At 63.6% G+C, this 25,102-nt stretch carries 26 protein-coding genes; 14 read left to right on the top strand and 12 right to left on the bottom strand.

Translation table 11 applies throughout. The features are described 5' to 3' along the window. Positions 1-41 precede the first annotated feature (41 nt). Positions 42-947 carry an SDR family oxidoreductase gene (locus ATY78_RS15905; protein ID WP_088683282.1) on the top strand — a complete coding sequence of 302 codons (906 nt, stop codon included), beginning with the start codon at positions 42-44 and terminating at the stop codon, positions 945-947. A gap of 346 nt (positions 948-1,293) precedes the next feature. Here ATY78_RS15905 and ATY78_RS15900 read toward each other — a convergent pair whose 3' ends face one another. Beyond that, a complete protein-coding gene (locus ATY78_RS15900) occupies positions 1,294-2,046 on the bottom strand; it encodes a pyridoxine 5'-phosphate synthase (RefSeq protein ID WP_088683281.1) in 753 nt (250 codons plus the stop codon). Positions 2,047-2,489: 443 nt separating this feature from the next. Between ATY78_RS15900 and ATY78_RS15895 the strand changes: the two genes are divergently transcribed. Next, complete coding sequence (locus ATY78_RS15895) at positions 2,490-3,182, top strand: MerR family transcriptional regulator (RefSeq protein ID WP_088683280.1); 693 nt, start codon at positions 2,490-2,492, stop codon at positions 3,180-3,182. Positions 3,183-3,228: 46 nt separating this feature from the next. Here the strand turns inward: ATY78_RS15895 and ATY78_RS15890 are convergent, their stop codons facing one another. Then, complete coding sequence (locus ATY78_RS15890) at positions 3,229-4,356, bottom strand: ATP-dependent RecD-like DNA helicase (RefSeq protein WP_088683279.1); 1,128 nt, start codon at positions 4,354-4,356, stop codon at positions 3,229-3,231. Positions 4,357-4,439: 83 nt separating this feature from the next. Next, the gene (locus ATY78_RS15885) at positions 4,440-5,345 is read right to left on the bottom strand and encodes a LysR family transcriptional regulator (protein ID WP_088683278.1); all 906 of its coding nucleotides are present in this window, start codon (positions 5,343-5,345) and stop codon (positions 4,440-4,442) included. 131 nt (positions 5,346-5,476) lie between these two features. Between ATY78_RS15885 and ATY78_RS15880 the strand changes: the two genes are divergently transcribed. From ATY78_RS15880 to ATY78_RS15865, 4 genes are all read left to right on the top strand, one after another. Next, a complete protein-coding gene (locus ATY78_RS15880; RefSeq protein ID WP_064682658.1) occupies positions 5,477-5,956 on the top strand; it encodes a carboxymuconolactone decarboxylase family protein in 480 nt (159 codons plus the stop codon). A 68-nt stretch (positions 5,957-6,024) separates the two neighbouring features. Next, a complete protein-coding gene (locus ATY78_RS15875) occupies positions 6,025-6,780 on the top strand; it encodes an SDR family oxidoreductase (protein WP_088683277.1) in 756 nt (251 codons plus the stop codon). A gap of 66 nt (positions 6,781-6,846) precedes the next feature. Then, entirely contained in the window at positions 6,847-7,263 is a 417-nt protein-coding gene (locus ATY78_RS15870; protein ID WP_088683276.1) for a cupin domain-containing protein, read from the top strand. 84 nt (positions 7,264-7,347) lie between these two features. Next, the gene (locus tag ATY78_RS15865) at positions 7,348-8,829 is read left to right on the top strand and encodes a cyclic nucleotide-binding domain-containing protein (protein WP_088683275.1); all 1,482 of its coding nucleotides are present in this window, start codon (positions 7,348-7,350) and stop codon (positions 8,827-8,829) included. 14 nt (positions 8,830-8,843) lie between these two features. On the opposite strand, the gene ATY78_RS15860 is transcribed toward ATY78_RS15865, so the two are convergent. After that, entirely contained in the window at positions 8,844-9,332 is a 489-nt protein-coding gene (locus ATY78_RS15860) for an Rrf2 family transcriptional regulator (RefSeq protein WP_088683274.1), read from the bottom strand. A gap of 219 nt (positions 9,333-9,551) precedes the next feature. Between ATY78_RS15860 and ATY78_RS15855 the strand changes: the two genes are divergently transcribed. From ATY78_RS15855 to ATY78_RS15845, 3 genes are read left to right on the top strand one after another with little or no spacing between them, the layout of a single operon-like run. Further along, entirely contained in the window at positions 9,552-9,932 is a 381-nt protein-coding gene (locus tag ATY78_RS15855; RefSeq protein ID WP_064694634.1) for a hypothetical protein, read from the top strand. 16 nt (positions 9,933-9,948) lie between these two features. Next, positions 9,949-10,464, top strand: coding sequence for an RNA polymerase sigma factor (locus ATY78_RS15850; RefSeq protein ID WP_088683273.1), 516 nt, complete (start codon positions 9,949-9,951; stop codon positions 10,462-10,464). Further along, positions 10,461-11,243 carry an anti-sigma factor gene (locus ATY78_RS15845; RefSeq protein ID WP_088683272.1) on the top strand — a complete coding sequence of 261 codons (783 nt, stop codon included), beginning with the start codon at positions 10,461-10,463 and terminating at the stop codon, positions 11,241-11,243. The genes ATY78_RS15850 and ATY78_RS15845 overlap by 4 nt, the downstream gene beginning before the upstream one ends. Positions 11,244-11,245: 2 nt before the next feature. On the opposite strand, the gene ATY78_RS15840 is transcribed toward ATY78_RS15845, so the two are convergent. The 3 genes from ATY78_RS15840 to nthA are packed head-to-tail and all read right to left on the bottom strand — an operon-like array spanning position 11,246 to position 12,880. Next, positions 11,246-11,614, bottom strand: coding sequence for a nitrile hydratase accessory protein (locus ATY78_RS15840; protein ID WP_088683271.1), 369 nt, complete (start codon positions 11,612-11,614; stop codon positions 11,246-11,248). After that, a complete protein-coding gene (gene nthB, locus ATY78_RS15835) occupies positions 11,601-12,260 on the bottom strand; it encodes a nitrile hydratase subunit beta (protein ID WP_088683270.1) in 660 nt (219 codons plus the stop codon). The genes ATY78_RS15840 and nthB overlap by 14 nt, the downstream gene beginning before the upstream one ends. Continuing rightward, entirely contained in the window at positions 12,257-12,880 is a 624-nt protein-coding gene (nthA, locus tag ATY78_RS15830; protein ID WP_088683269.1) for a nitrile hydratase subunit alpha, read from the bottom strand. Before nthA ends, nthB begins: the two co-directional genes overlap by 4 nt. 382 nt (positions 12,881-13,262) lie before the next feature. On the opposite strand from nthA, the gene ATY78_RS15825 reads away from it, so the two are divergent. Then, on the top strand, positions 13,263-14,534 hold the full coding sequence (locus ATY78_RS15825; RefSeq protein ID WP_088683268.1) for an SDR family oxidoreductase: 1,272 nt from the start codon (positions 13,263-13,265) through the stop codon (positions 14,532-14,534). Further along, positions 14,534-15,010 carry a DUF2269 domain-containing protein gene (locus ATY78_RS15820; protein WP_088683267.1) on the top strand — a complete coding sequence of 159 codons (477 nt, stop codon included), beginning with the start codon at positions 14,534-14,536 and terminating at the stop codon, positions 15,008-15,010. Before ATY78_RS15825 ends, ATY78_RS15820 begins: the two co-directional genes overlap by 1 nt. Here the strand turns inward: ATY78_RS15820 and ATY78_RS15815 are convergent. Next, complete coding sequence (locus tag ATY78_RS15815; RefSeq protein ID WP_088683266.1) at positions 15,002-15,595, bottom strand: LysE family translocator; 594 nt, start codon at positions 15,593-15,595, stop codon at positions 15,002-15,004. The two genes, ATY78_RS15820 and ATY78_RS15815, sit on opposite strands and share 9 nt — an antisense overlap. 262 nt (positions 15,596-15,857) lie before the next feature. Between ATY78_RS15815 and ATY78_RS15810 the strand changes: the two genes are divergently transcribed. Further along, a complete protein-coding gene (locus ATY78_RS15810; RefSeq protein WP_088683265.1) occupies positions 15,858-16,706 on the top strand; it encodes an aldo/keto reductase in 849 nt (282 codons plus the stop codon). Positions 16,707-17,090: 384 nt separating this feature from the next. Here ATY78_RS15810 and ilvN read toward each other — a convergent pair whose 3' ends face one another. Next, a complete protein-coding gene (ilvN, locus tag ATY78_RS15805) occupies positions 17,091-17,663 on the bottom strand; it encodes an acetolactate synthase small subunit (RefSeq protein WP_088683264.1) in 573 nt (190 codons plus the stop codon). 23 nt (positions 17,664-17,686) lie between these two features. Beyond that, positions 17,687-19,477 carry an acetolactate synthase 3 large subunit gene (locus tag ATY78_RS15800; protein ID WP_088683263.1) on the bottom strand — a complete coding sequence of 597 codons (1,791 nt, stop codon included), beginning with the start codon at positions 19,475-19,477 and terminating at the stop codon, positions 17,687-17,689. Positions 19,478-19,801: 324 nt separating this feature from the next. Between ATY78_RS15800 and ATY78_RS15795 the strand changes: the two genes are divergently transcribed. After that, positions 19,802-21,826 carry an ATP-binding protein gene (locus ATY78_RS15795; RefSeq protein WP_088683262.1) on the top strand — a complete coding sequence of 675 codons (2,025 nt, stop codon included), beginning with the start codon at positions 19,802-19,804 and terminating at the stop codon, positions 21,824-21,826. Here the strand turns inward: ATY78_RS15795 and ATY78_RS15790 are convergent. Further along, complete coding sequence (locus tag ATY78_RS15790) at positions 21,811-22,722, bottom strand: dihydrodipicolinate synthase family protein (RefSeq protein ID WP_088683261.1); 912 nt, start codon at positions 22,720-22,722, stop codon at positions 21,811-21,813. The genes ATY78_RS15795 and ATY78_RS15790 overlap by 16 nt on opposite strands. A gap of 18 nt (positions 22,723-22,740) precedes the next feature. Next, entirely contained in the window at positions 22,741-23,355 is a 615-nt protein-coding gene (locus ATY78_RS15785; RefSeq protein ID WP_088683321.1) for a LysE family translocator, read from the bottom strand. 94 nt (positions 23,356-23,449) lie between these two features. Here ATY78_RS15785 and ATY78_RS15780 point away from each other — a divergent pair, with 94 nt between their 5' ends. Continuing rightward, a complete protein-coding gene (locus tag ATY78_RS15780) occupies positions 23,450-24,952 on the top strand; it encodes a PLP-dependent aminotransferase family protein (protein WP_088683260.1) in 1,503 nt (500 codons plus the stop codon). Positions 24,953-25,102 lie beyond the last annotated feature (150 nt).

Here is a 25,102-nt window from a genome sequence, read left to right as displayed (position 1 = left end):
CTCTTTTTGAGACCACCATTAAACGCAGAAGGAAATGACGTATGAGCGAAACCATCCTGGTCACCGGCGCCGCCGGACAGCTCGGCCAGCGTGTCATCCATCACCTCATCGAGACCTACAAGGTCGCCCCCGGCAGGATCGTCGCGGCAACGCGCAGCCCCGAGAAGCTCTCCGCTCTCGCAGACAAGGGCGTCGTCACCCGCAAGGCCGATTTCGATGACGCGGCCGGCCTGGAGAAGGCTTTCGCCGGCATCGACCGGCTGCTGATCATCAGCACCGATGCGCTCGACACTCCCGGCAAGCGTCTCGTCCAGCACAAGGCTGCCGTCGCCGCTGCCGCCAAGGCAGGCGTCAAGCACATCGCCTACACCTCGATGCCGGCGCCCGACGATTCGCTCGTCGTCTTCGCGCCCGATCACCTCGGCAGCGAAAACGCCGTCAAGGCAAGCGGCGTCGCCTATACGATCTTCCGCAATGCCTGGTATCACGACAATTACCTGCACGCGATGCCGCACAACCTGCAGGGCGGCAAATGGTACACCGCCACCGGCGACGGCAAGATCGCGACCATCTCGCGTGACGACTGCGCCCTGGCGATCGCCGCGGCCCTTGCCGCCGGCGCCTCCGAAAGCATCACCTATACGCTGACCGGCACCGAGCTGCTGAGCAACCGGCAGATCGCCGCCGCCGTCTCCGAAGCATCAGGCAAGCCGCTCGACGTGGTCGACGTCACGGACGAGCAGCTCGGCCAGGGCATCCGCGGCGCCGGCCTCCCCGGCTTCATCGCCGACATGCTGGTCTCCGCCGACGCCAACACCCGCGCCGGCAAATTCGCGATCGTCACCGGAGACTTCGCCAAGCTGACGGGCAAGCAGCAACAGCCGCTGAAGGATTTCTTCGTGGCGCACAAGGCTGCGCTGACGGCTCCGGGTAATTCTGGCCATTGAGTCCTTTGCTCCTCCCTGCCTTGTTGCATGGAGGAGCAACTCCGATCCTGGGCACTACCCCCGTCACATCAGATGAGTCACTCACGGCGCAGACGCGCCGTGGCTGGATTCCTGTGACGAGCACAGGAATGAGGGAGGAGAGCTAGGACTTCCCATCACCTGTTGCCTCAATGGCAACGGAAAATTCTGCCGAAGGCGCTTAATTTACTCTCCCTCATTCCTGTGCTTGTCACAGGAATCCAGTGCGCCCAAGTCCTTGGGCGCGGAAGACCCGATACGTATACTGCGCCTACGGCCAGAAACGTCATGTCTCGATTCCGGTCAAAAACTGAGGTAACGACCTCTCTCAAACCTTCTGCCCACAAGCCCTGCAGAACCGCCGCACCGTTTCCGCCATGCCGTATTCCAGCGCATCCGCAGTCAGCCCATGGCCGATCGAGACTTCAGCGAGATCCGGAATACGCTTCACCAGATCAGGCAGGTTCGCCACCGTCAGATCATGCCCGGCATTGACGCCAAGGCCGATCGCCAGCGCCACATCCGCCGTCTTCCCCAGCGCTTCGAGGATCGGCGCGGCCCGCTCCGGCGCGTCGTAGCAGCCGCCATAGGGACCGGTGTAAAGTTCGATCCGGTCGGCGCCGACCGCCTTGGCGATCTTGACTGCTTCCGCGTCGCCATCGCCGTCGGCAAAGAGCGAGACCCGGCATCCCATCTTCTTCAGCCGCGCGACGACATCGGTGAGGAACGCCTGGTGTTTGCGGAAATCCCAGCCGTGATCGGAGGTCGCCTGCGAAGGATCGTCCGGCACCAGCGTCACCTGCTCGGGCGCGGCACCCGCGCAGAGTTCGAGGAATTCCTCCGTGGGATAACCCTCGATGTTGAACTCGGCCTTCGGGAATTCGTCGTCGATCAGGTTGCGGATGACGGGAAGGTCGGAAAATCTGATGTGGCGCTGGTCGGGGCGCGGATGCACCGTCAGGCCGCTGGCGCCCGCGACAAGGGCGATCCGCCCGAGCGCTTCGACGCTCGGCCAGGGCAGATCGCGCCGGTTGCGCAGCATGGCGACGGCATTGAGGTTGACGGAGAGCTTGGCTGGCATGGCGGATGATCCATCGGTCTCGGAAAACGGGAGGCCCCGCTTTTAAGCCAAGTGCCCGGCGATGGCCAACGAGAATCGCAGATGGATGCGATACCGATCGCTGATGGATCGGCATTGCAGTACAGCATAGTACCGTAAATAGTAGTTCCGTCGCCTTGGAAGAAGCCCGACGGATGCGCCGGCGCGGCGCGTGCTTTTGCGGCGGCCCGTCACGCAAAGCCTGCAAAACATGCCGTCACGTTGCTATCCCATTTAAAAGAGATTATTTTTAGCACTTATAAAAAAGATCGTTCACGCATAACGTGGACATTGTGTCGCGTAAACGTAGGCCGCGTACTGCTTCTTTTCCCATACCAGAACGCTCAGAGGAAAACCCCACTCGCCGCGACCGGGAAGCAACTGGCAAACCGCATGAGGTGCAACAACATGCCCTAGGAGGGTTCATGCCAGACGGTTCCAAACGCCTGTTTGCTACCGCCGGTATCGCTTCGGAGGCCCGGTCCAGATACCGGTTTCTGCCTTCGGCCGCGCTGCCGCCGGATCTGCCTGATGGTCCCGTGCCAATTGCCGATATGGCAAACGCATTCGGCGTCACGCACAGGACACTGCATTTCTACGAAGAGAAGGGATTGATCTCGGCCAATCGCATCGGCCTGATGCGGGTCTACGGAGAGGACGACGTGATGCGCATGGCCGTCATCACCGTCTGCCGCGAGACGGGCATGCCGATCGCCGTCATCCAGGAATTGATGGACGAGCTTCGCAAGGCCGATTCGCAGGAACGGGCCGAATCGATGTTCCGCGAAGCCCTGCAGGTACGCAAGCGCGAGCTGACGGCCGAAATGTCGACGCTGCACCGCCAGCTCCAGCAGGTCGGCGACCTCCTGGATTTCGACGGCAGCATGGAGATGACGCCGCTCAACGACAATCAGGACAGTTCCAGCCTCACTCCACGGGAGCTTCGCTGTCTGGAACTGATGGCCGAGGGCTATTCCACCCAGCGCATCGCCCGGGCGCTCGACCTGAAGCACGACGAGACCAGGGATCTCGAAGCCGGAATCATCCTGAAATTCCGCGCCAACAACCGCTTCCAGGCAATCGCCAAGGCCGTCCTGCTCGGCATCGTGCAGGCCTGACGCCCCCGACGGCCGCCACCGTCCCCGTCCCCATCCCCAACCGGGATCAACGCACGATCGTCAGCGTCTCCGCCGCGCGCGTGATCGCGGTATAGAGCCATCGCTCCCGCGTGTCGCGAAAAGCCCAGCTCTCGTCGAACAGCACGACGTCGTTCCACTGCGAGCCCTGCGCCTTGTGAACGGTGAGCGCATAACCGTAGTCGAACTCGTCATAACGCTTGCGCGTGTTCCAGGGGATCTCGCCCTCGACATCTTCGAAGGCCTGTTTGAGCAGCTTGATCTTGGCCGCCCCGCGGTCCATGTCGTCGTCTTCGGGACGGACGAGCAGGTTGATGCCGGGCTTCGTCGTTTCCTTGGAAGAGGTCATCACCTGCCAAAGCGAGCCGTTGAGCAGGCCCTTGGCCGGATCGTTGCGGAGGCAGACGAGCTTGTCGCCGGTCTGCGGATAATCGGCGCTGAAACCCTTCAATTCGCGCAGGCGCTGATTGTAGCGCCGCCGCGTCCGGTTGGTGCCGACAAGCACCTGGTCGGCTTTCATCACGAGGTCCTGCGTTACCTCGCTCTTCGAGATCACCTTGGCCGTGCCGTAGTCGCCATACATGATCTCATTGCCTTCACGCACCTGCATGGCGAGCTTGATGATCGGATTGTCGCGCGCCTGCCGGTGGATATCGGTCAGCAGATAATCCGGATCCTGGTTGGTGAAGTAGCCGCCGCCCGAAACCGGCGGCAGCTGACCGGGATCACCGAGCACCAGGATCGGCGTGCCGAAGCTCATCAGGTCCTTGCCGAGCGCCTCGTCCACCATCGAGCATTCGTCGACGATGATCAGCGCGGCTTTCGCGACCGGGCTCTGCCGGTTGATCGAAAACATCGGCGCGATCGAGGTCTTGCCGGTTTCCTCGTCCTCCACCGCTTCCTCGCCGCGCGGGCGGTAGATCAGCGAATGGATCGTCTTGGCGTTGGAGGCGCCGCGCGAGCGCAGCACCTGCGCGGCCTTGCCGGTGAAGGCGGCAAACAGCACGTCGCCGTCGACATTCTCGGCAAAATGCCGGGCAAGCGTGGTCTTGCCCGTTCCGGCATAGCCGAACAGGCGAAAAAGCGGCGAGCGCCCTTCGTTCAGCCATTTCGAAACAGCCTTGAGGGCTTCGTCTTGTTGCGGCGCAAATTGCATGATCAGACGACTTGGCAGGATTCGCCTGACTTAGGCAAGGCGGAAACTGACGCGGCACGGCCGATGGCGGCAGATCCCGGCGCTCAGCCGCTTGCGCACATGGACGGGTCCTGCCCCATCGCATCCATCAGAAAATCCAGAACAGTCTTGACGCGCAGCGGCATGTTGCGTCGCGAGGGATAGACGACGGTGACCGGCAGCCGGCTCGGCTGGAAATCCTTCATCACCGGGATCAGCCGGCCGGCGGCGATATCGGGCATGGCGATGATGTGGGAGAGCACCGCAAGCCCCGCGCCGGCAAGGGCCGCCCTGTGAATGGCGACCGCGTTGCAGGCGGTCAGCCGCGGCGAGATCCGGACGGTCATGTCCTCCGAGCCGTTCGAGAAGGACCATATGTTGGCCTCGCCTGCCCTGCTGTAGCACAGGCATTCATGGTCCTTGATGTCCTTCGGGGCGCACGGCGCCGCCCTGCGTGCGAGATAGGCGGGAGACGCGACGAGGAAGGCCGTCGTCCAGCCGATCCGCCGGCAGACGAGGCTGCTGTCGGCGACCGGGCCAAGGCGCACTTCGAGGTCCAGGCGCTCCTCGATCATGTCCGAGCTCTGCTCCCTGAAGAGCAGCTCGGCCGAGAGCTTCGGATGGGCAGCGAGAAGATCGCCCAGCCGCTCGCTGAGATAGAGGCCGAGCGGTGCGGGAACGCTGAGTCTGACCTTGCCCGAAGCGATCGCTCCATCCGATCCGGCGGCATCGCCGAGCTCCTCCACCGCTTCGAGAATCCTCAGCGCCATCGGCAGCATCCGTTCCCCTTCGGCCGTCAGCGACAGGCCGCTCGTCGTGCGATGCAGGAGGCGCGTGTTGAAATGGCCTTCGAGTGCCGCGACCTGCCGCGAGACCGCCGGCTGGGTCACGTCGAGATCATGCGCGGCGGCTGAAAACGAGCCCGTCTCCACGACGCGCTGAAAGGTCCGCAATGCCGAAACGATATCCATGACAGCCCCCTCATACTTTTGCGCATAGGCTTTATGCCGCCAGACTAAGCGAGAATGGCTTTACAGTCCAGAGATTAAGGATATCTTCTATCCATAAGGATATTAAATATCCTTAATTAGAGGAGAAAGACATGACCCAGCGATTGAACTACGCCCAGCAGTCCCCCGAGCTTTTCAAGAAATTCATGGAATTCAGCATGGCGCTGAGGAGCAGCGTGATCGACGAGAAGCTGCAGGCCCTGGTCGAAATCCGGGCTTCGCAGATCAATGGATGCGGCTTTTGCCTCGACATGCATGTGAAGCAGGCAAAGATCCATGGCGAGAGCGAGCTGCGGATCTATCACGTCGCCATCTGGCGGGAATCGAACCTGTTCATCCCCCGCGAGCGCGCAGCCCTTGCCTGGACCGAAGCCCTGACGAAACTTCCCGAGGGCGGCGTTCCCGACGAGATCTACGAACGGGTTCGCGGCCAGCTTTCGGAGAAGGAAATCTCCGACCTGACCTTCGTCGTCATGGCCATCAATGCCTGGAACCGCGTCAATGTCGGCTTCAAGACCGTGCCCGGCACGGCCGACAAAGCCTATGGCCTCGATAAGGCTGGCCTGAACTAACCCTCGCAATTCATTGAGAAGATTCAATTTTGACGCTGCCGCGCCCCGGCAGCGAAGGGAGATCCGTTATGAAAATCGTCGTCATCGGCGGAACCGGCCTCATCGGTTCGAAGACTGTCGAACGCCTGCGCAAGCGCGGCCATGAGGTGATCGCCGCCTCGCCGAACTCCGGCGTCAACACGATCACCGGAGAAGGGCTGGCGGAAGCGCTTGCCGGCGCAGAGGTCGTGCTCGACCTCGCCAATTCGCCCTCCTTCGAGGACAAGGCCGTGCTCGAATTCTTCGAGACCTCGGGACGCAATCTTCTCGCCGCCGAGAAGGCCGCAGGCGTCAAGCACCATATCGCCCTTTCGGTCGTCGGCACCGAGCGCCTGCAGGAAAGCGGCTATTTCCGCGGCAAGCTCGCCCAGGAAAAGCTGATCGAAGCCTCGGGCATTCCCTATACCATCGTGCATTCGACGCAGTTCATGGAATTCCTGAACGGCATCGCCCAATCCGGCACCGTCGGCCAGACGGTCCGCCTGTCGCCGGCCTATGTTCAGCCGATCGCTTCCAACGATGTTGCCGACGCCATGGCCGACGTGGCGCTTTCCGCCCCCGCCAACACCACGGTCGAGATAGCAGGCCCGGAACGGGCCCGCCTCAGCGAACTCGTCGCCCGCTACCTGAAGGCGACGAAAGACCCGAGGACCGTCGAGGCCGATGCCGAGGCGCGATATTTCGGCGCGAGACTGAACGATCAGTCGCTCGTCTCCGACGACAATCCGCGGCTCGGTACGATCACCTTCGAAGAGTGGTTCGCCAAATCGGCCCAGTCGAAGTGATCGGCTTGCCTGAGGGCGCGGCCGCTCGGGCGCGTCCTCTCCACCTCAGCAACAAAGGAGATTCCCATGATCAGAGCATCGATCATCGCCGCCGCCCTCGCCTTTCTCACAGCCACCGGCGCCGCCGCCCACGACAGCAGCAAATCCGCGAAGGTGACGCTCGTCTATGAGCACGAACTGCCGAACGTGCCGGGCAAGAGCATCAAGGGCGTGCTGGTCGAATACGGCCCGGGCGGCTTCTCGGAAGGCCATACCCACCCGGACTCGGCCTTCATCTACGCCACCGTGCTCGAAGGATCGATCCGCAGCCAGGTCAATGACGGCCCGGTCAAGGTCTATCAGGCCGGAGAGAGCTTTTCCGAAATGCCGGGCGACCGCCACGGCGTCAGCGCCAACGGCAGCGAGACCGAGCCCGCCCGCCTGCTCGCCGTCTTCGTCGTCGACACCGACCAGAAGGAATTGACCTTCCCGCTGCAGAACTGAAAATCCCCCGCGCAAGCATCGGCTTGCGCGGCTCGCCGACATGCTGAATCATGTGCCGCCCGCCCCTTCCGGAGACAGACAGAGATGATCTACGACGCGCTCTTCGGCAAGCCGCTGATATCCCTGATCGTGGTCGGCTTTGCCGGCATCCTCGTCTGGTACTTCCTCTCCAGCCAGCGGCCGACGACGCGGCTGGTGGTGCAGATCCTCTTCTTTGCGGTGATGACCCTGATCCTCGTCGGCAGCGGCATGGAACCGCATCGCTTTCAGGGATATCAGTCCGAAGACCCGCAGGCCCTGCTCGTCATCGTCGCCAAATCGCTCTGGTGGGTTCACCTGGCATGGGCCGTCATCGGTTTCATCAGGCTCTATCTGGTGCTGGAGGGCAGCCCGCGGGAGGCCCGCCTGCTCCAGGATCTCGTCATCGGCGTCGTCTATATCGGCATGGCGCTCTCGATCCTCGCCTTCGTCTTCGGCGTGCCGATCGGAACCCTCGTCGCGACATCGGGCGTGGTCGCCATCATTCTCGGTCTGGCGCTCCAGAACACGCTCGCCGACGTCTTTTCCGGCATCGCGCTGACGCTCGGCCGGCCCTATGTCATCGGCGACTGGATCCTGTTGAGCGACGGCACGGAAGGGCGCGTCATCGAAAGCAACTGGCGCGCGACCCACATCCTGACCAGCGCGAACAATATCGTCGTCCTGCCGAACAGTTTTCTCGCGAAACTCGGCCTGACCAATGTCAGCCGGCCGGACGAGACGCATCTGCTGACCCTCATCATCCGCATCGCCCCGACGCGGATGCCGGCATCGATCCGCCAGGTCATGCTCTCCGCGCTCACGAGCTGCAATTCGATCGTGCGCGACCCGCCGCCGGTCGTCGCCCTGAAGGGGCTGGATGCCACCGCGCTCGAAGTCGAGCTGCAGTTCCGGGTGACGAGCCCCAGCCAGCGCGTGCCGGCGCGAAACGAGGTGCTCGATCTCGTCTATCGCCATTGCAAATCCGCCGGCCTGCTTCTGGCCGTTCCACCCGCGGCCAATGTCGTGACCGCCGCCCTGCCGACGGAAGAAAACGCCAAGCCGCCGAGCGTCACGCCGCTTGCGCTGATCGAAGCCATTCCGGTCTTTGGGACACTGACATCAGATGAAAAACAGAAACTCGCCGAGACCACCACGGTCCGGCAGTTCCGCAAGGGCGATGTGATCGCGCGGGAGGGCGAAATGCTGCCCTCGCTGATGATGGTTCGCGCCGGCATCATCGTGGCGCGGCGCGAAGGCGAAGAGCGCGGGCGCTTCGCGCCGGGCGATTTCTTCGGCGAGACCGGCCTGCTCGCCGGCATGCAGGAGGTCTGTGCCCTGGAGGCCCTGACCCCGGTGACGGTCTATGAAATCGACCAGGAAGCCTTCGCGCCGCTGCTCACCGAACGCCCCGCTTTGGCCGAAGAGATCGCCGAAGCCCTCGCCGGCCGCGCCGAACGCTTCCGCGACGGCGCCGCCCTGCCCCCGGAACAGGCCCGCAACGCCCACGCCATCCTGAAGACCATCAGGACCATTTTCAGGGCGTAGAGATTCGCCGCCTCTCAGCCGGCGCGCTTCAGTACCCATTCGAAGGTGCTCTGCCAGATGTCCGGCCGCACGTCCTCGGACAGGGTATCGACGAGATCGGAGAGGCGGACGCGCCTCAGCGTATCGCGCCAGGCCTCGTCGGCTTGCCACATGATGCGGGCGACGGCGCAAGGCTTGCTGTCGCAATAGCCGGCCGGCCGGCACGGGTTGTTCTCGCGGATGTTCGTGCAGGTGAAGCTGCGCGCCTTTCCCTCGACCGCTTCGACGATGTCGAGGAAGTTGATCTCGGAGGGAGATCTCGCCAGCCTGTAGCCGCCGCTCGGGCCGAGTGTGGTATCGACGAGGGAGGCTTGCGAAAGGCTTTGCAGCGCCTTGGAGAGATACTCCTTCGGCAGACCATGAAGCTCGGCGAGCGCCTTGGTGGAGAGATACCTGCCCTCGGGCAGGCCCGCGAGAATGGCGCAGCAATGCAGCGCCCACTCGACCTGGCTTTTCAGGATCATTCAGCAACTCGTAATGGCTGGTTCCGCGAACCAGATTAAGGATATAGGATATCCGCAAAACGGCGTGATGTAAATGATCTGCCGGGGCAGCCTGTGGCGCTGAACTGTGGGCGCTTCCCTTGCGACGACTATTTTCGCTCTATGGGGAATAAAACCGCCTCGTCCCGTGTCTCATCTCAGGTATCGCAGCATTGCGTGCCCAACCTGAGGAGAGACATCATGACATCCGTGAAATTCCTGTCCGTCGCAGCCGCAGCCGCCCTTGCCGCGACCGCGGCTTTTGCCGCCCCTCCCGTCAAGGAAGTCGAATCCGCCAAGGGCAAGGTGCTTGCCGGCGAAAACGACATGACCCTCTACACCTTCAAGAAGGACGCCAAGGGCGTTTCCAACTGCTACGACGATTGCGCCAAGAACTGGCCCCCGCTGATGGCGGCTTCCGATGCCAAGGCCGATGGTGCATATTCGATCATCGAACGCAAGGACGGCACGAAGCAATGGGCCAAGGACGGCATGCCGCTCTATTACTGGGTCAAGGACAAGAAGGCCGGCGACATCACCGGCGACGGCGTCGGCGGCAATTGGGATCTCGCCAAGCCGTAACGCCAAGAGAACCGGCGTGAAAACACCCGCACCCGAAACATTCGAGGGCCAGATCCTGGCCCTCCTGCCCTCGCTCAGGCGCTATTCGCGCAGCCTGACGCGCTCGGATGCCGATGGCGAGGATTTGCTCCAGGACTGTGTCGAGAAGATTCTGGCGCGCCGCGGCCAATGGCGCGGCCTCAACCTGCGCGGCTGGGTTCTGACCATCATGACCAATCTCTATCGCAACGGCCGGCGCGGCAAGGCGCGCGACGGCCTGGTCGAGCTCGACGCAGCAGAAGATATGGCATCGCCCGAACCGCCGGCCGATCCGCTGGAGCGCGCCCGGCTCAACGATGCGCTGAACAGCCTTTCGGAGGAGCACCGCGCCGTGCTGATGCTCGTGGTCATCGAGGGATACAGCTACAGCGAAGTCGCCGCCGCGCTCGATATTCCGATCGGCACCGTGATGTCGCGCCTGTCGCGCGCCCGCCGGCGCGTCGCCGAGCATCTGAAGGCCGATAACGTCATTACGCTTCGGAGACCGAAATGAACGAAACCAACCCGATCGTCACCGAAGCCGATCTCCACGCCTATGCCGACGGGCAACTGCCGGAAACGGCCCGCGCGCGCATCGAGGCCTACCTCGCCGACAATCCGGACGAAGCGGCGATGGTCGCCGAATGGCAGGCGCAGAACACAGGCATCCGTTCCCTTTTTGCCGGTTACGAAAAGCCCAGGGATAGCGATCCCCTGCTCGTCGCGCCCCCGCGCGTGACTTCATCCGCGCGGAAGAGCTGGGCAGCAGCAGCCGCGGCGCTCATCGTCTTCGCCCTCGGCGCCGTCAGCGGCCATTACGGGCCGGCCCTCCTGGAAAGGCCGGATCTGCAGCTTGCCGGCTCCGAAACCTTCCCGAAACAGGCCGAGACCGCCTTTACCGTCTATGCCGCCGAGGTCCGCCATCCCGTCGAGGTGTTCGCCGACGAAGAGGCCCATCTCGCCACCTGGCTCGGCAAGCGCCTGGCGATCGAAAACCTCAAGATCCCGAACCTGCAGCCGCTCGGCTTCAAGCTGGTCGGCGGCCGCCTGCTGCCGGTCGACGGCAAACCGGGCGCCATGTTCATGTACGAGAACCAGGCCGGCGAGCGCCTGACCGTCATGGTCGGCCGCAATCGGGAAAACCGCACGACGAGCTTCCGCTTCGCCTCCTCTGGCAATCTCGAGACCTTCTACTGGATCGACGGCGAACTCGGCTACGCCGTCACCGGCGAAATCTCGCGCGAAGCGCTGCGCGCGGTGGCCGAGGAGTGCTATAAGCAGTTCCCGTCGTGAGGTCAGCGCAGCGGATCGTTGGCAAGCTCGATCGGCTTGCCATGCGGCGTCGCTTCCGCGGCCCGCTGCCAGCTTTCCTGCGTCTCGAGGATCGCGTCGATATCGACAATGTTGTTGTCGACGATGATGTCGGACAGCGCGCCAACCCAGCAGGTGAAATAATCGCTGCCATCCTCGGCCCGGCCAGCCCTATGCAGCTCCCTTGAGAGCGCCCACGTCCAATCATCCCAGGTGAAGACCCCCTTTTCGTAGAGCTGCACGGTCATGGCGAAGGCATCGGCCGCCCAGGGCTCGGGAAAAACCGGCTCACCCTCCAGTGACTTCGGCAGGCCGGGCGATTGTGTCAACGGCGGTGTTTCATGCTCGTTCAAGATAGCTCTCCCATGCATCGATCGATACGGTCAGCGACGGGCCCGCACCCTCGCCCCAGACCTCCGTGCCGTCGAAGACGACGGTATAGAGCCATTGCGGGTTCTCGCCCTTGCCATGCGCATTGTCGTCGGGGAAGACGAAGGAACCCTGCACCGCTTCGACGATACCGGTCTTGGCCCTGGCATAGCGCGGCAGGCGCGTATGGGTGGCCGGATTGAAATTCCTCGTCCGCACCGCCTCGCCGGCCGCAAAGAGCGGCGCGGCCTCGACAGGACGATCACATGGCCCGCCTTTCGCGAGAACCGCCGGCACCATCTCGGCCTTCAGCACCCGCTTCGGCGCCGTCCCATCCTGCAGCCTGTGCCCGGACAACAGCTCCTCGCGCGTCGCAAAACCGTGCCGTTCGAGCAGGGTCTCGACGCCGCGAATCCAGATCTCGTAATAGCTCGCCGCGAGATAATCGGCAGGCGGAATGTTTTCGCGCGCATGCCGGCTTTCATCGATCGTCCATGCGCCGAAAGCACCGCAGGAAAGCGTGATGCCGAGCGCCCGCTTTTCCCATTCCGCATGGAAATAGGGCTCGTCCTTCTCGGGCGCGACAGGCCCGAAACCCATCTGCCCGCCGAGATCGTGCGGTCCGTTCATGACAGAGCCTCCGGGCTGCCTGCAACAGCCGTGCCGATCATCGCATTGCGGCTGACGAGATCGGCCAATGCGGCCTCATCCATGCCTTCCGTACCCTTGGGCCGCTCGGGGATGACGAGATAGCGCAGTTCCGCCGTCGAATCCCAGACGCGGATCTTCTTCTCCTCGGGCAGCACCAACCCGAACTCGGCCAGCACGCCTCGCGGATCGATGACGGCGCGCGAGCGATAGGCCGGCGCCTTGTACCAGACCGGCGGCAGGCCGAGCACCGACCAGGGATAACAGGAGCAGAGCGTGCAGACGATGAGGTTATGGGTGTCTGATGTATTGAAGACGGCGCGCATGTGCTCGCCCTGCCGGCCGGTAAACCCAAGGCTCGCAATCGCCGCCGTCGCATCGCGCTTCAGCCAGTCCGCGAATTCCGGATCGCTCCAGGCTTTCGCGACGACACGCGCGCCATTGCGCGGCCCCACCTTCGTCTCATAAGTCTCGACAATCGCATCGATCGCCGCCGGATCGATCAACCCCTTCTCCGTCAGCAGCGTCTCCAGCGCTTTGACGCGGGCTTGCATGTCGGAATAGTGGTTGTCGTGATCTTGATGGTGGTCGTGATCATGCAAGGCGATGTCCTCCCGGAACGGCAGATAGCGGCGTCCGTTTCTTCTCTCGGCGGCGGCCCGGACACCCCTTCTACCCAGCGGGGAGAAGGTGCCGGCAGGCGGATGAGGGGGCCACACGGCAGATCCGCCAATGTGTTGAGTCAAACGAAGGGTAATGAACGGCGTGCCTGCCGCCCCCTCATCCGACCCTTCGGGCCACCGACCGGGGCGAGCCACGGGTCTCGCCCGTCCTTCGGACCCCCGCTGGGTAGAAGGGGACTCGCGGCAAGGCCCCGCCCTTCCTCAAAGCATCCTCGTATAAACATCTCTTCTCTTTCTATCACACCCCACGCCCCCGCCAAGCCCTCCTATCCCCCTCAAACTTTTCCGCTAATCTCCTGCCATGAACATCCTGATTCTCGGCGCAACCGGCTTCATAGGCTCCGTCGTCGCTGCCCGGCTTGCGGCCGATGGGCATGCCGTGACCGGGCTTGGCCGCAATCCCGCGCGGGCGAACCTGAAGCAGCCTGCGATAAACTGGCGGCGGGCCGATCTCTCGCGCATGACGAAACCCGAGGATTGGGAAGAGCTCCTCCAAGGCCAGCATGCCGTCATCAATTGCGCCGGCGCGCTGCAGGATGGCCTGTCGGACGATCTGGCGGCCACTCAGGCGGATGCGATGCTGGCGCTCTATGCCGCCGCGAAACGCTCACAGCCTCTGATCGTGCAGATATCGGCAAGGACGGCGGGCGCGGCCGGCGATCTGCCCTTCCTCGCCACCAAGCGGCGGGCCGACGAAGCGCTGGCGGCAAGCGGCCTGCCTCACCTCATCCTGCGCCCTGCCCTCGTTCTCGGCCGCAATGCCCATGGCGGCTCGTCGCTCATCCGGGCGCTGGCCGCCTTTCCCCTGACGCTGCCGCTCACCCATGCGCAAAGCCCGGTCGAAACATTGTCGGTGGACGACGTGGCGGAAGCCGTATCGCAGGCGGTTTCAGGCGATCTGCGCGGAGATATCGTTCTTGCCGCCGACGAGGTGCTGACGCTCGCCGATCTCGTGCGCCTGCACCGGCAATGGCTGGGCCTGCCGCCCGCCCGCGTGATTTCCCTTGGCGCCTGGCTTGCGCGGCCGGTGACCTGGCTCGCCGATGCCGCAGGCCTGCTCGGCTGGCGGTCGCCGCTGCGCTCGACGGCGATGACCGTCATGTCCGAAGGTGTCAAAAGCGCGAAGGCGGAGAGCGGCCTTGCCGCGACATCCGCGGCAGCGACGCTTTCGGCCAATCCCTCCGGCGTGCAGGATCTCTGGTTCGCCAGGCTCTATCTCCTGAAGCCGCTGGTCATAACGGGCCTGTCGGCCTTCTGGCTGCTCTCCGGCCTGATCCCGCTGCTGGCATTGGAGAAGGCATCCGCGCATTTCCTGCCCTTCATGCCCGATGCGGCGGCAATGGCGCTGACGTTTCTCACCTGCCTCATCGACATCGCGCTCGGCGCCGCCGTCCTTGTCCGCCCGCTCGCCGGACACGCCCTTCTCGGCATGCTGGCCGTCTCATTGGCCTATCTCACGGGCGGCACACTTCTCGAACCCGCCCTCTGGCTCGATCCGCTCGGTCCGCTCGTCAAGGTGCTGCCATCGATCCTGCTGACGCTCACGGCCCTTGCCACCCTGGATGAACGCTGATGCTCGAGCAATGGCTGCTGCTTGCCCATGTCATCGGCGCGACCGTGCTCTTCGGAACCGGCGCCGGCATCGCCTTTTTCATGGTGATGGCGCACCGCACGCGTGATCCCGCCCTGATCGCCCATGTCGCCGCAACCGTCGTCATCGCCGACACCGTCTTCACGGCGACCGCCGCCCTTCTCCAGCCCGTCACCGGCTATCTCCTGGCACGGTCGATCGGCTGGGACCTGTCGGAGGGCTGGATTGCGCTGTCGCTGCTGCTTTATGTCGTGACCGGCCTGTTCTGGCTGCCGGTCGTCTGGATTCAGATCCAGCTGCGCAATCTCGCCCGCGCCGCGGCAAGCTCGGGAAGCGCCCTGCCGCCGAGCTATGACAGCCTCTACCACATCTGGTTCGTTTTCGGCTTTCCGGCCTTCGCAGCCGTCCTCGGCATTTTCTGGCTGATGCTGACGAAACCGTCGATCGCTCTATTTTAGCATCGGCCAGAGACTCGCCACCAGAAGCACGGCCATGGTGATATTGAACCATTTCAGCCGCACCGGATCGGAAAGCCATTCCCGCAGAGCCGAGCCGAAGCCCGCCCAGGTCGAAACGCTCGGCACGTTGACCACCGCGAAAGCCAGGCCGACGATCAGCACGCTCAAGAGGTAAAGCTCGGGATTGGTATACGTCGCCATCGCGGTGACGGCCATCACCCAGGCTTTCGGATTGATCCATTGGAAAGCCGCCGCCGAGACGAAGGACATCGGCGCCGCACCGCTCTTGCCTTCGCTGAGCGAGCGCGACGAGGCGATCTTCCAGGCGATCCAGACGAGATAGCCGCCGCCGGTAAACTTCAGCGCCGTATAGACTACGGGCATCGTGTGCAGCAGCGCCCCGAGTCCGAAACCGACGCCGATCAGCAGCGAGAAAAAGCCGGCACCGATGCCGAACATATGCGGGATCGTCCTGCGGAAGCCGAAATTAACGCCCGAGGCGAAGAGCATCATATTGTTCGGCCCCGGCGTGATCGACGTCGTGAAGGCGAAGAGAACGAGGGCGAGAAACGTATCCAGCGGCATGCGGCCTCCCGAAGCGGGCTTTTCCAGCAGCCCGCATTATTTAGGTCAGCATAATTGCCCTAAATCGCCGATGCCATTGCATCATTGTCATGGTGACAGGATTACTTGAAAGATAGCGGCGCAGCCCAATCTCTTGCCGAGAACAGGATGATTTAGGCCCGTTGGCTTAAAATCTGAATCCTGTTCTCAATTAAAGAGTTAGAGCATGATGTCGTCCGAAAACCGCGCACACTTTTCGGCATCATGCTCTAGGATCAAGACCATGCAGGACGACCCTATCCCATCGATCACATTCCCGAACGGCACAGATGTGCCGGCGCTCGGCCAGGGAAGCTGGGCCATGGGCGAGGATGCCGGCCATGCCAGGGCCGAGATCGAAAGCCTCAGGGCCGGCATCGATCTCGGCATGACGCTGATCGACACCGCCGAAATGTATGGCGACGGCGGCGCCGAGGAGATCGTCGGCCAGGCGATCAAGGGACGGCGCGACGAGGTCTTCATCGTCAGCAAGGTCTATCCGTGGAATGCCAGCCTGAAAGGCACGATCGAGGCCTGCGAACACAGCCTCCAGCGCCTCGGCACCGACCGCATCGATCTTTATCTCCTGCACTGGCGCGGCAACTATCCGCTCGCAGAAACCGTCGCCGCCTTTGAGACGCTGAAGTCCTCCGGCAAGATCGGCGCCTGGGGCGTCTCCAACTTCGACACCGACGACATGGTGGAACTGCTCGGCGTGCCCGACGACGCCAATGTCGCCGCCAACCAGGTGCTCTACAACCTCTCCCGCCGCGGCATCGAGTATGATCTGCTGCCCTGGTGCCAAAGCCGCGGCATTCCTGTCATGGCTTATTCCCCGATCGAGCAGGGCCATATCCTCCACAATGCGGAGCTGATCCGCATCGCCAAGGCCTATCAGGCGACGCCGGCGCAACTGGCGCTCGCCTTCCTGCTCGAACGCGACGGCGTCATCGTCATTCCGAAGACCTCGAATGCCGAACGCGTTCGCGAAAACCGCGACTGTGTCTCGCTTGAGATCACCGACGAGGACTGGGAAGCGCTCGACGCCTCCTTCCCGCCGCCGGCAGGGAAAAAGCCGCTGGAGATGCTGTGATCGCCGGCGGCTCAGACTGTTCCACACCTATCCGATTATAGGCCGCAACCTCGCGATTCCCCCTTCTCCCCGGCGGGGGTCCGAAGGACGGGTCGAGACCTGCGGCTCGACCCCGGTCGGTGCCCGTAGGGCGGATGAGGGGGCCGCGCGGCACACCCTCTCCACAGTTCATTCCCTACTGCTTCGTCCAAGGGATTCGTAGGAATGACGAGAAGGAAACGTTTCGCCAAATCACGTGGCCGACGTCGTGCCGTGCAGCCCCCTCATCCGCCTGCCGGCACCTTCTCCCCGCTGGGGAGAAGAAACTTGTGGCAACCTCTCCGTCCCCCGCCCACCGGACAACTCCGGTACAAGGCGAGGATGACGTGGAGTAAAGTTGCGGGCTTACATCCCCTGCGCGCCGCGGTTCATCGCCGCGATGCCCGTCCGGCAGACCTCGATCAGGCCAAGCGGCTTCATGATCGCGATGAACTGGTCGATCTTCGACGACTTGCCTGTGATCTCCAGGATGAAGTGATCGATCGTCGCGTCCACCACCTTGGCGTGGAAGGCATCGGCGAGGCGCAGTGTCTCGGCGCGGGTTTCGCCCTCGCCGATCACCTTGACCAGCGCCACTTCACGCTCGATGGGGCGGTCCTGGCCGAGTTCGCGGGCGCGCACCGTCAGGTCGACGACACGGTGCACGGGCACGATGCGCTCGAGCTGCGCCTTGATCTGCTCCAGAACCTGCGGCGTGCCGCGGGTGACGATGGTGATGCGGGAGAGATGCGCCTGGTGCTCGGTCTCGGAGACGGTGAGGCTCTCGATATTGTAGCCGCGGCCGGAAAACAGGCCGATGACGCGGGCAAGGACGCCGGGCTCGTTGTCGACGAGCACCGAAAGCGTGTGGCTCTCGATTGCCGTCGTTTCCGGAGAGATGAAATAGGCAGAGCCCGTGGGCTGAAGGTGTGCGTTCATGGTCCTGGGTTCCTACCTTATCGTTATACGAGCTGACGGCCCTTGGCGTCGATCGCGTTGGCGACCGCTTCGTCAGTGGCTTCGTCGGGCAGCAGCATTTCGTTATGCGCCTTGCCCGAGGGGATCATCGGGAAGCAGTTGGCGAGATTGGCGACGCGGCAATCGAAGATGACCGGCTTCTTGACCTCGATCATCTCGATAATGGCGTCGTCGAGCTCGTCCGGCTTGTCGCAGCGCAGGCCGACCGCGCCATAGGCTTCCGCCAGCTTGACGAAATCAGGCATCGCCTCGGTATAGGAGTGCGACAGGCGGTTGCCGTGCAGGAGCTGCTGCCATTGGCGCACCATGCCCATGTACTGGTTGTTCATGATGAAGATCTTGATCGGCGCGTCGTACTGGATCGCCGTCGACATTTCCTGGATGCACATCTGGATCGAGGCGTCGCCGGCAATATCGATGACGAGGCTGCCGGGATGGGCGATCTGGACGCCGAGCGCCGCCGGCAGGCCATAGCCCATCGTGCCGAGGCCGCCCGAGGTCATCCAGCGGTTCGGCTGTTCGAAGCCGAAGAACTGTGCTGCCCACATCTGATGCTGGCCGACTTCAGTCGTGATGTAGGTGTCGCGGTCCTTGGTATGCGCATAGAGCCGCTCCAGCGCATATTGCGGCATGATGACGTCGTTGTTCTTCGTATAGGCGAAGGAGTTGCGCGCCCGCCAGCGGGCGATATCGCTCCACCAGTCGGCGAGGCGGTTCTTCTCCGGCTTCTTCGGCAGCGCCCGCCACAGGCGGACCATGTCTTCGAGGACATGGCCGACATCGCCGCGGATGCCGATATCGACGCGAACGTTCTTGTTGATCGACGACGGATCGATATCGATGTGGATCTTCTTCGAGTTCGGCGAGAAGGCGTTGAGGCGGCCGGTGATGCGGTCGTCGAAGCGGGCGCCGATGCAGACCATGACGTCGCAATCATGCATCGCCATGTTCGCTTCGTAGGAGCCGTGCATGCCGAGCATCTTCAGCCAGTTCTTGCCCGAAGCCGGATAGGCGCCGAGGCCCATCAGCGTCGAGGTGATCGGGAAATCGGTGAGATCGACCAGTTCGCGCAGCAGCTTGGAGGCTTCGGGGCCGGAATTGACGACGCCGCCGCCGGAATAGATGATCGGACGGCGCGCATTCGCCATCATCTCGATCGCCGCGTGGATCTGGTTGAGGTCGCCCTGGATCTTCGGCTGATAGCTCTTCTGGATCGCGTAATCGGCGGGCGGCGTATAGGTGCCGGTCGCAAACTGCACGTCCTTCGGAATGTCGACGACGACGGGACCCGGACGGCCGGACTGGGCGATGCGGAAGGCCTCATGAATGATGGCGGCGAGCTGGTTGACGTCCTTGACCAGCCAGTTGTGCTTGGTGCAGGGCCGGGTGATGCCGACCGTGTCGCATTCCTGGAAGGCGTCGGAGCCGATCAGTGGGGTCGGAACCTGGCCGGTCAGGCAGACGAGCGGGATCGAATCCATCAGCGCGTCCTGCAGCGGCGTGACCGCATTGGTGGCGCCAGGACCAGAGGTCACCAGCATGACGCCGACCTTGCCGGTGGAGCGGGCGTAGCCTTCGGCCGCATGGCCTGCCCCCTGCTCATGGCGAACGAGAATGTGCTTGATCTCGTCCTGCTGGAAGATCTCGTCATAGATCGGCAGGACCGCGCCGCCGGGATAGCCGAAGATATGTTCGACGCCGTTGTCCTTCAGCGCCTTGAGAACGATCTCCGCTCCCGTCATCCGATTGCCTGCCGCCTGATTGTCCGTGCTCATCTGTGTCTGTTCCGTTTGATGCTGGGATTTGCGTTTGTGGCCGGGAGCCCGATTTCGGGCACAAAAAAAGGCCCCGGAGGACCTGTCATCTAGCGCATGGGTGGCTATCGCCGGATGGTTACACCATCCTGCCCATGCGCCTTCCCACCACGATAAGAGCCGTTGCGATTTTCATGGCGGGAAGTGATAGACAGAAAATTTCGCAGCGTCAACGCATGCCGCAATAAAAAACTGCCCTGCGCTTGGCACCTCCCGAAATCGTTAGGATGAAGGATTTGTTAAAGGATCGACTTTATCCTTTAACGCTACTGCAAGGAGTAGCCTTTGCCCAACAACGACTTGCGCATGTCTGGCAAGGCAGGCGAGCACGATCGACGCGACGGCCATGCGCCGGGAAATCGCTTTCTCGGCCGCGTCGTTGCATGCAGCGGCTCCAGGGCGACGATTGCCGCCGTCGCCGAACAGGGCGGCACCGATCTCACCGAACTCTGGTCCGTCGGCCGGCTGATTTCGATCAGCGTCGGGCGCAACCGCGTCGTCGCCCTCGTCTACTCCATGAATACCGGCAGCCATGCCTGGGGCGAAGGCGAGGACAATTATTTCAAGATCGAGACGGAGCTTCTCGGCGAAGTCCGCGTCGACGAGGACGGAAGCGAGGAATTCTCGACCGGCATCTCGTGTTATCCCTATCTCGGCGCCATCGCCCACCGCATCCGCTCCGCCGACCTGATGCGCATCTACGATGCCGGAGCCGGCACGACCGCCGTCATCGGCAAGCTGACGCAGGATGAAAGCATCGATGCGGCGATCCACATCCCCTCGATGCTCTCCAAGCATTTCGCCGTCGTCGGCTCGACCGGCGTCGGCAAGTCGACCGCCGTATCGCTGCTCCTGCACAAGGCGATCGCGGCCAATCCGAAGCTGCGCGTGCTGATCCTCGATCCGCACAATGAATTTGCCGCCGCCTTTCCCAAACACGCCGTCACCATCGATACGGACACGCTCGACCTGCCCTTCTGGCTGATGCGGCTGGAAGAATTCGCCGAAGTCGTCTTCCGCGGCCGCCCGCCCGTGCCGGAAGAGCTCGACATGCTGCGCGACATCATGCCGGAGGCCAAGCGCGCCTTCCGCGGCAGCGACAACTCGCTGGTGCGCCGCACGACGGAAAAGAGTTCGATCACCGCCGATACGCCGGTTCCCTATCGCATGGCCGATCTCCTGGCGCTGATCGACGAGCGCATCGGCCGGCTGGAAGGCCGTGCGGAAAAGCCCTTCCTGCGCTCGCTGAAGATGCGCCTCATCGCCGCGATCAACGATCCGCGCTATCACTTCATGTTCTCCAACAACACGATCAGCGACACGATCACCGAGACCATCGCGCAGATCTTCCGCATCCCCGGCGATAACAAGCCGATCTGCACCTTCCAGCTTGCCGGCATTCCGTCCGAGGTCGTCAACTCGGTTGCGTCAGTGCTTTGCCGCATGGCCTTCGAAGTGGCGCTGTGGAGCGACGGCGCCATCCACATGCTCGTCGTCTGCGAGGAAGCCCACCGCTACATCCCCTCCGACCCGACGCTGGGCTTCGTGCCGACACGCCAGGCGATCGCCCGCATCGCCAAGGAAGGCCGCAAATACGGCGTCTCGCTCGGCATCATCACCCAGCGGCCGGGTGAACTCGACCAGACGATCCTCTCGCAGTGCTCGACGCTCTTTGCCATGCGCCTTGCCAATGACCGCGACCAGGAAATCATCCGCTCGGCCATCCCGAATTCGTCGATCTCGACGACGAGCTTCATCTCCTCGATCGGCAATGGCGAGGCGATTGCCTTCGGCGAGGCGATCAGCGTGCCGATGCGCATGCGCTTCTCCCGTGTCGACGAGAGCCTCCTGCCGAAGGCCGCCAGCGCCAACAACAAGCATAGCGAGGAAGATCCCGACACGGTCGATCTGCGCAAGATCGTCACCCGCATGCGGGCGGTGACCGTCGGGCCTGACATTTCGAATTTCCAGCAAAGCGTTGCGGCATCCATGCCGGGTTTCGACGAGATGCAGGAAGCAGAAGAGGCTTTCGACACGAAACCCGTCCCCCCGCCCGCGCCTGCTTCGGCACAGCTCGAATCCTACCGGCGCGAATTGCTGCCGCAGGCGCCGCGGCTGGACCCGGCCGAGCCGGCCCCGATCGATCCGCGGCTGGATGCGCTGCGCCGCGAACTGCGCCGCGAGGAGCCGGTCTTTCCCCGGCCGGCGCCGCCCACCGACCAGCCGCCGATCACCCGCCGGGAGCCAGGCACGTCGCTGCGCGAAAGCATCCTGAAAAAGCCGCTGAGCAGCCTTTACAACAAGGATTGACGTTCGAGCTCGATCAGCGGCCGCGCGGCATCGAGCACGCGCCGCCGGTCCGCCGGCCCAAGCGGCAGGAGGGGACGCGGAAGCTCCGCCCGCACATCCAGATGCTCGGCCAGCACATAGATCACGCGAATGCTTCCATATGCCTTGAACAGGTCCCAGAGCGGCTGCAGCAGGCCATCGAGCCGGCGCGCCTCGCCGTCACTGCCGGCCATCGCGGCTCTGGTCAAAGCAAGCGCCGTGCGCGGAAGCAGGCCGCCGATGACGCTGTACCAGGCGTCCGCGCCTGAAGAGAGCGCTTCGGCAGCACCCCAATCGCCGCTGTAGCCGATCGCGAGATCGGTTTTTTCCCGCAATAGCGCAAGCTCCCCTCGCAGGTCGCCATCAACGGGCAGCGGCATCTTTACCGCCCTGATCGTCTCCATATCGGAGAGGCGCTGCAGAAGCTCGCGGCTGAAGGTGAAGTGCGTCGTGCCGGGATTGTTGTAGATGCAGAGCGGAAGCCTGGTCGCCTTCGCCACGGCGAGGAAGTGCTGGTAGGCCTCCTCCTGCGTCAGCGGCGTATAGGATACAGGCGCAAGCAGAAGCGCACCCGCACCGGCAGCCTCGGCATCCCTGGCGAGATCCACGGCATGGTCCGTCCTCAACGCGCCGGCGCCGACGACGAGCGGAACACGGCCCCTGACGCATTCGACCGCCGCCCTGACGGCCCGCTGCCGCTCCTCACGCGTGAGATAGGCATAGATCCCGGTGCTGCCGAGAAGGCCGATGGAGGAAACACCTGCCTCGCACAACCGTTCCAGCAAGCGGCCGAGCCCCTCGGTATCGACCCGGCCTTCCGGATCGGCAGGCGTTGGCGGAAAGGCCGAGAGGCCATGAAACGGCGAAGGAGACATGATGCAGTCCTCAAAAGGCGGTCAATGCGAGAACAGCAGGCGCGAACCCGCGCCGGCGAAGAAGACGGCAAGACCTGCCTCGATCCAGCGGCGCGCCCGCGCGTAGCCGCGCACCATCGGCGCCGTCGAGAAGAGCACGGCATAGCCTGAAAATATCGAGATCCCGAGCAGCACGCAGCCGCCGAAAGCCATGACGGCCATTTCAGGCGAAGCGCCGGGCTTGAGGCCGAGCGACATGATCGCCACCCAGGCGAGCACCGCCTTCGGGTTTCCGAGATGCATGAGGATTCCACGCCGATACAGCGCGCCGAGCGCAGCGGCAGGCCGGGCGGACTCGCCGGCCGGCACATCCGTGGCAACGGCCGAGCGAGCCGCCTTCCAGGCGAGCCAGAGCAGGTAGAGCCCACCCGCGAGCTTGAGGAGGATGAGGGCATGAGCATAGCCAACCAGCAATGTGGAAATGCCGGTGACCGCGATCAGGCCCCAGCAGGTCGACATGGTGATCACCCCGGCGGCGAGCACAAGCGCCGGCCGGCGCCCCTGGCGCATCGCCACGTTCATGATGGCCATGTTGCTTGGCCCGGGGCTGCCTGCCGCGATGACATAGGCGATATAAACGACGAGAAGATCCTGCATTTCCATTTTCCAGAGGCCGCCACTCGCTTTCTTCTCGCGGAAAATTGGTTCATCATGAAGCGCCATTTTCAAGAATCTTCATGGACCATTTTCAATGTCCAAACGGCGCAGCACCATCGAAATCCCTTCGCTCCATGCGATCGATCGAACGGCCAATATTGGCCGCCAGCTTGCACAGGCTCTCAGGAACGCCATTGCCCGCGGCGAGCTGAGGCCGGGCGAACGCCTTCCCTCGACGCGCACGCTCGCGGCCTCCCTGAGGATCGCCCGCGGCACCGTCGTCGAGGTATTCGACCAACTGACCGCCGAAGGCTATCTCGAAGCAAGAGTCGGGGCCGGAACCCGTATTGCCGCGGCTCTGATGGATGCGGCCCCGGCGTTTGCGCCGCCACCGGCAACGCCGGCTGCGGATAGCCTGGACCTGCCTGCCCCGGCCGCCCGGCTGATATCGGTCGCCCGCGCCCTCGCCCCTCACCCGCCCGTTCCCTTCGCCATCGCCGTCCCGGCCTCCGGCATCGCGCCGGACGACAACTGGCGCCGTCTCGGCAATCGGGTGCGCGCGTCGAGAGAGGCTGCCCCATCGGGCTATCAAGATCCGATGGGCCTGCTCGAACTCAGGGTCGCCATTGCCGAACACGTCCGCCGCGCCCGCGCGGTTCATTGCGAACCGGAACAGGTCGTCGTCACATCGGGCACCCAGCAGGGCCTATACATGGCCGGCCGCGTGCTTCTCTCGCGCGATGATCCTGTCTGGGCCGAAGACCCGGCCTATCCCGGCCTTACCGCCGTACTCGACGATCTCGGCCTGCGCACGCACCGCGTCCCGGTCGATGCGCAGGGAATGAACGTGGAGCGCGGCCTCGAACTCTGCCCGCAGGCGCGCGTCGCCTTCGTGACGGCGTCGCACCAATATCCGATCGGCATGCCGCTCAGCATGGCGCGGCGCAACGCCCTGATCGCCTGGGCCGACCAGGCCCGCGCCTGGATCGTCGAGGACGATTACGACAGCGAATTGCGTTATGCCGGCCACCCCTTCCCCTCGATGCAGGGCCTCTGCCCCTCACGCGTCGTCTATCTCGGCACCTTCAGCAAGGTGCTCTTTCCTTCGCTGCGCTTGGGTTATGTCATCGCCCCTCCTCAGCTCGCGGAAGCCTTCGCCGGTGCGCGCGCCATTCTCGACCGGCATTCGCCGACATCGGAACAGCATGTTCTCGCCGCTTACATGAAGGAGGGCTATTTCGAAGCCCATATCCGCCGCATCCGCGGCCTCTATGCCGAACGCCGGGCCATCCTGCTGTCGGCGCTGGAGCAGACCCTGCCCGAGGGGTGCCGCATCCAGCCGAGCGACCAAGGCATGCACATTCTCCTCTGGCTGCCGGAGGGAACGGACGACGTGCATCTCGCATCGCGGGCGCTTTCGGTGGGCATCGCCGTGCGCGCGATCTCTCCCATGTACGCCGCCCAGCCAGCCCGCCCTGGCCTGATGCTCGGTTTTGGCGGTTTTCTGCCGGAACAGCTGAAGACAGCGGTCGGCGAACTCGTCGCACTGCTGCGCCGGCAGATGCATGATGGAAAAGCGGCAAGCAAAGGCGGCTAGAGCATGTCGCGCAAAAGTGTGCAGCGGTTGTCTAATCGCATTGCCTTAGTCAAGGCTGTTTTGTCATCAGGCATCGACGCCGCTTTTGGGGACGGCGTAGCGAGGGGGATTCGAATGTTTGGGCGATGTTGTCTTCAAAGCTGTCCAGCG

It is taken from the genome of Rhizobium sp. R635 (assembly GCF_002211285.1).
GTDB lineage: Bacteria > Pseudomonadota > Alphaproteobacteria > Rhizobiales > Rhizobiaceae > Rhizobium.
This window is presented reverse-complemented; position numbering and strand designations above follow the sequence as displayed.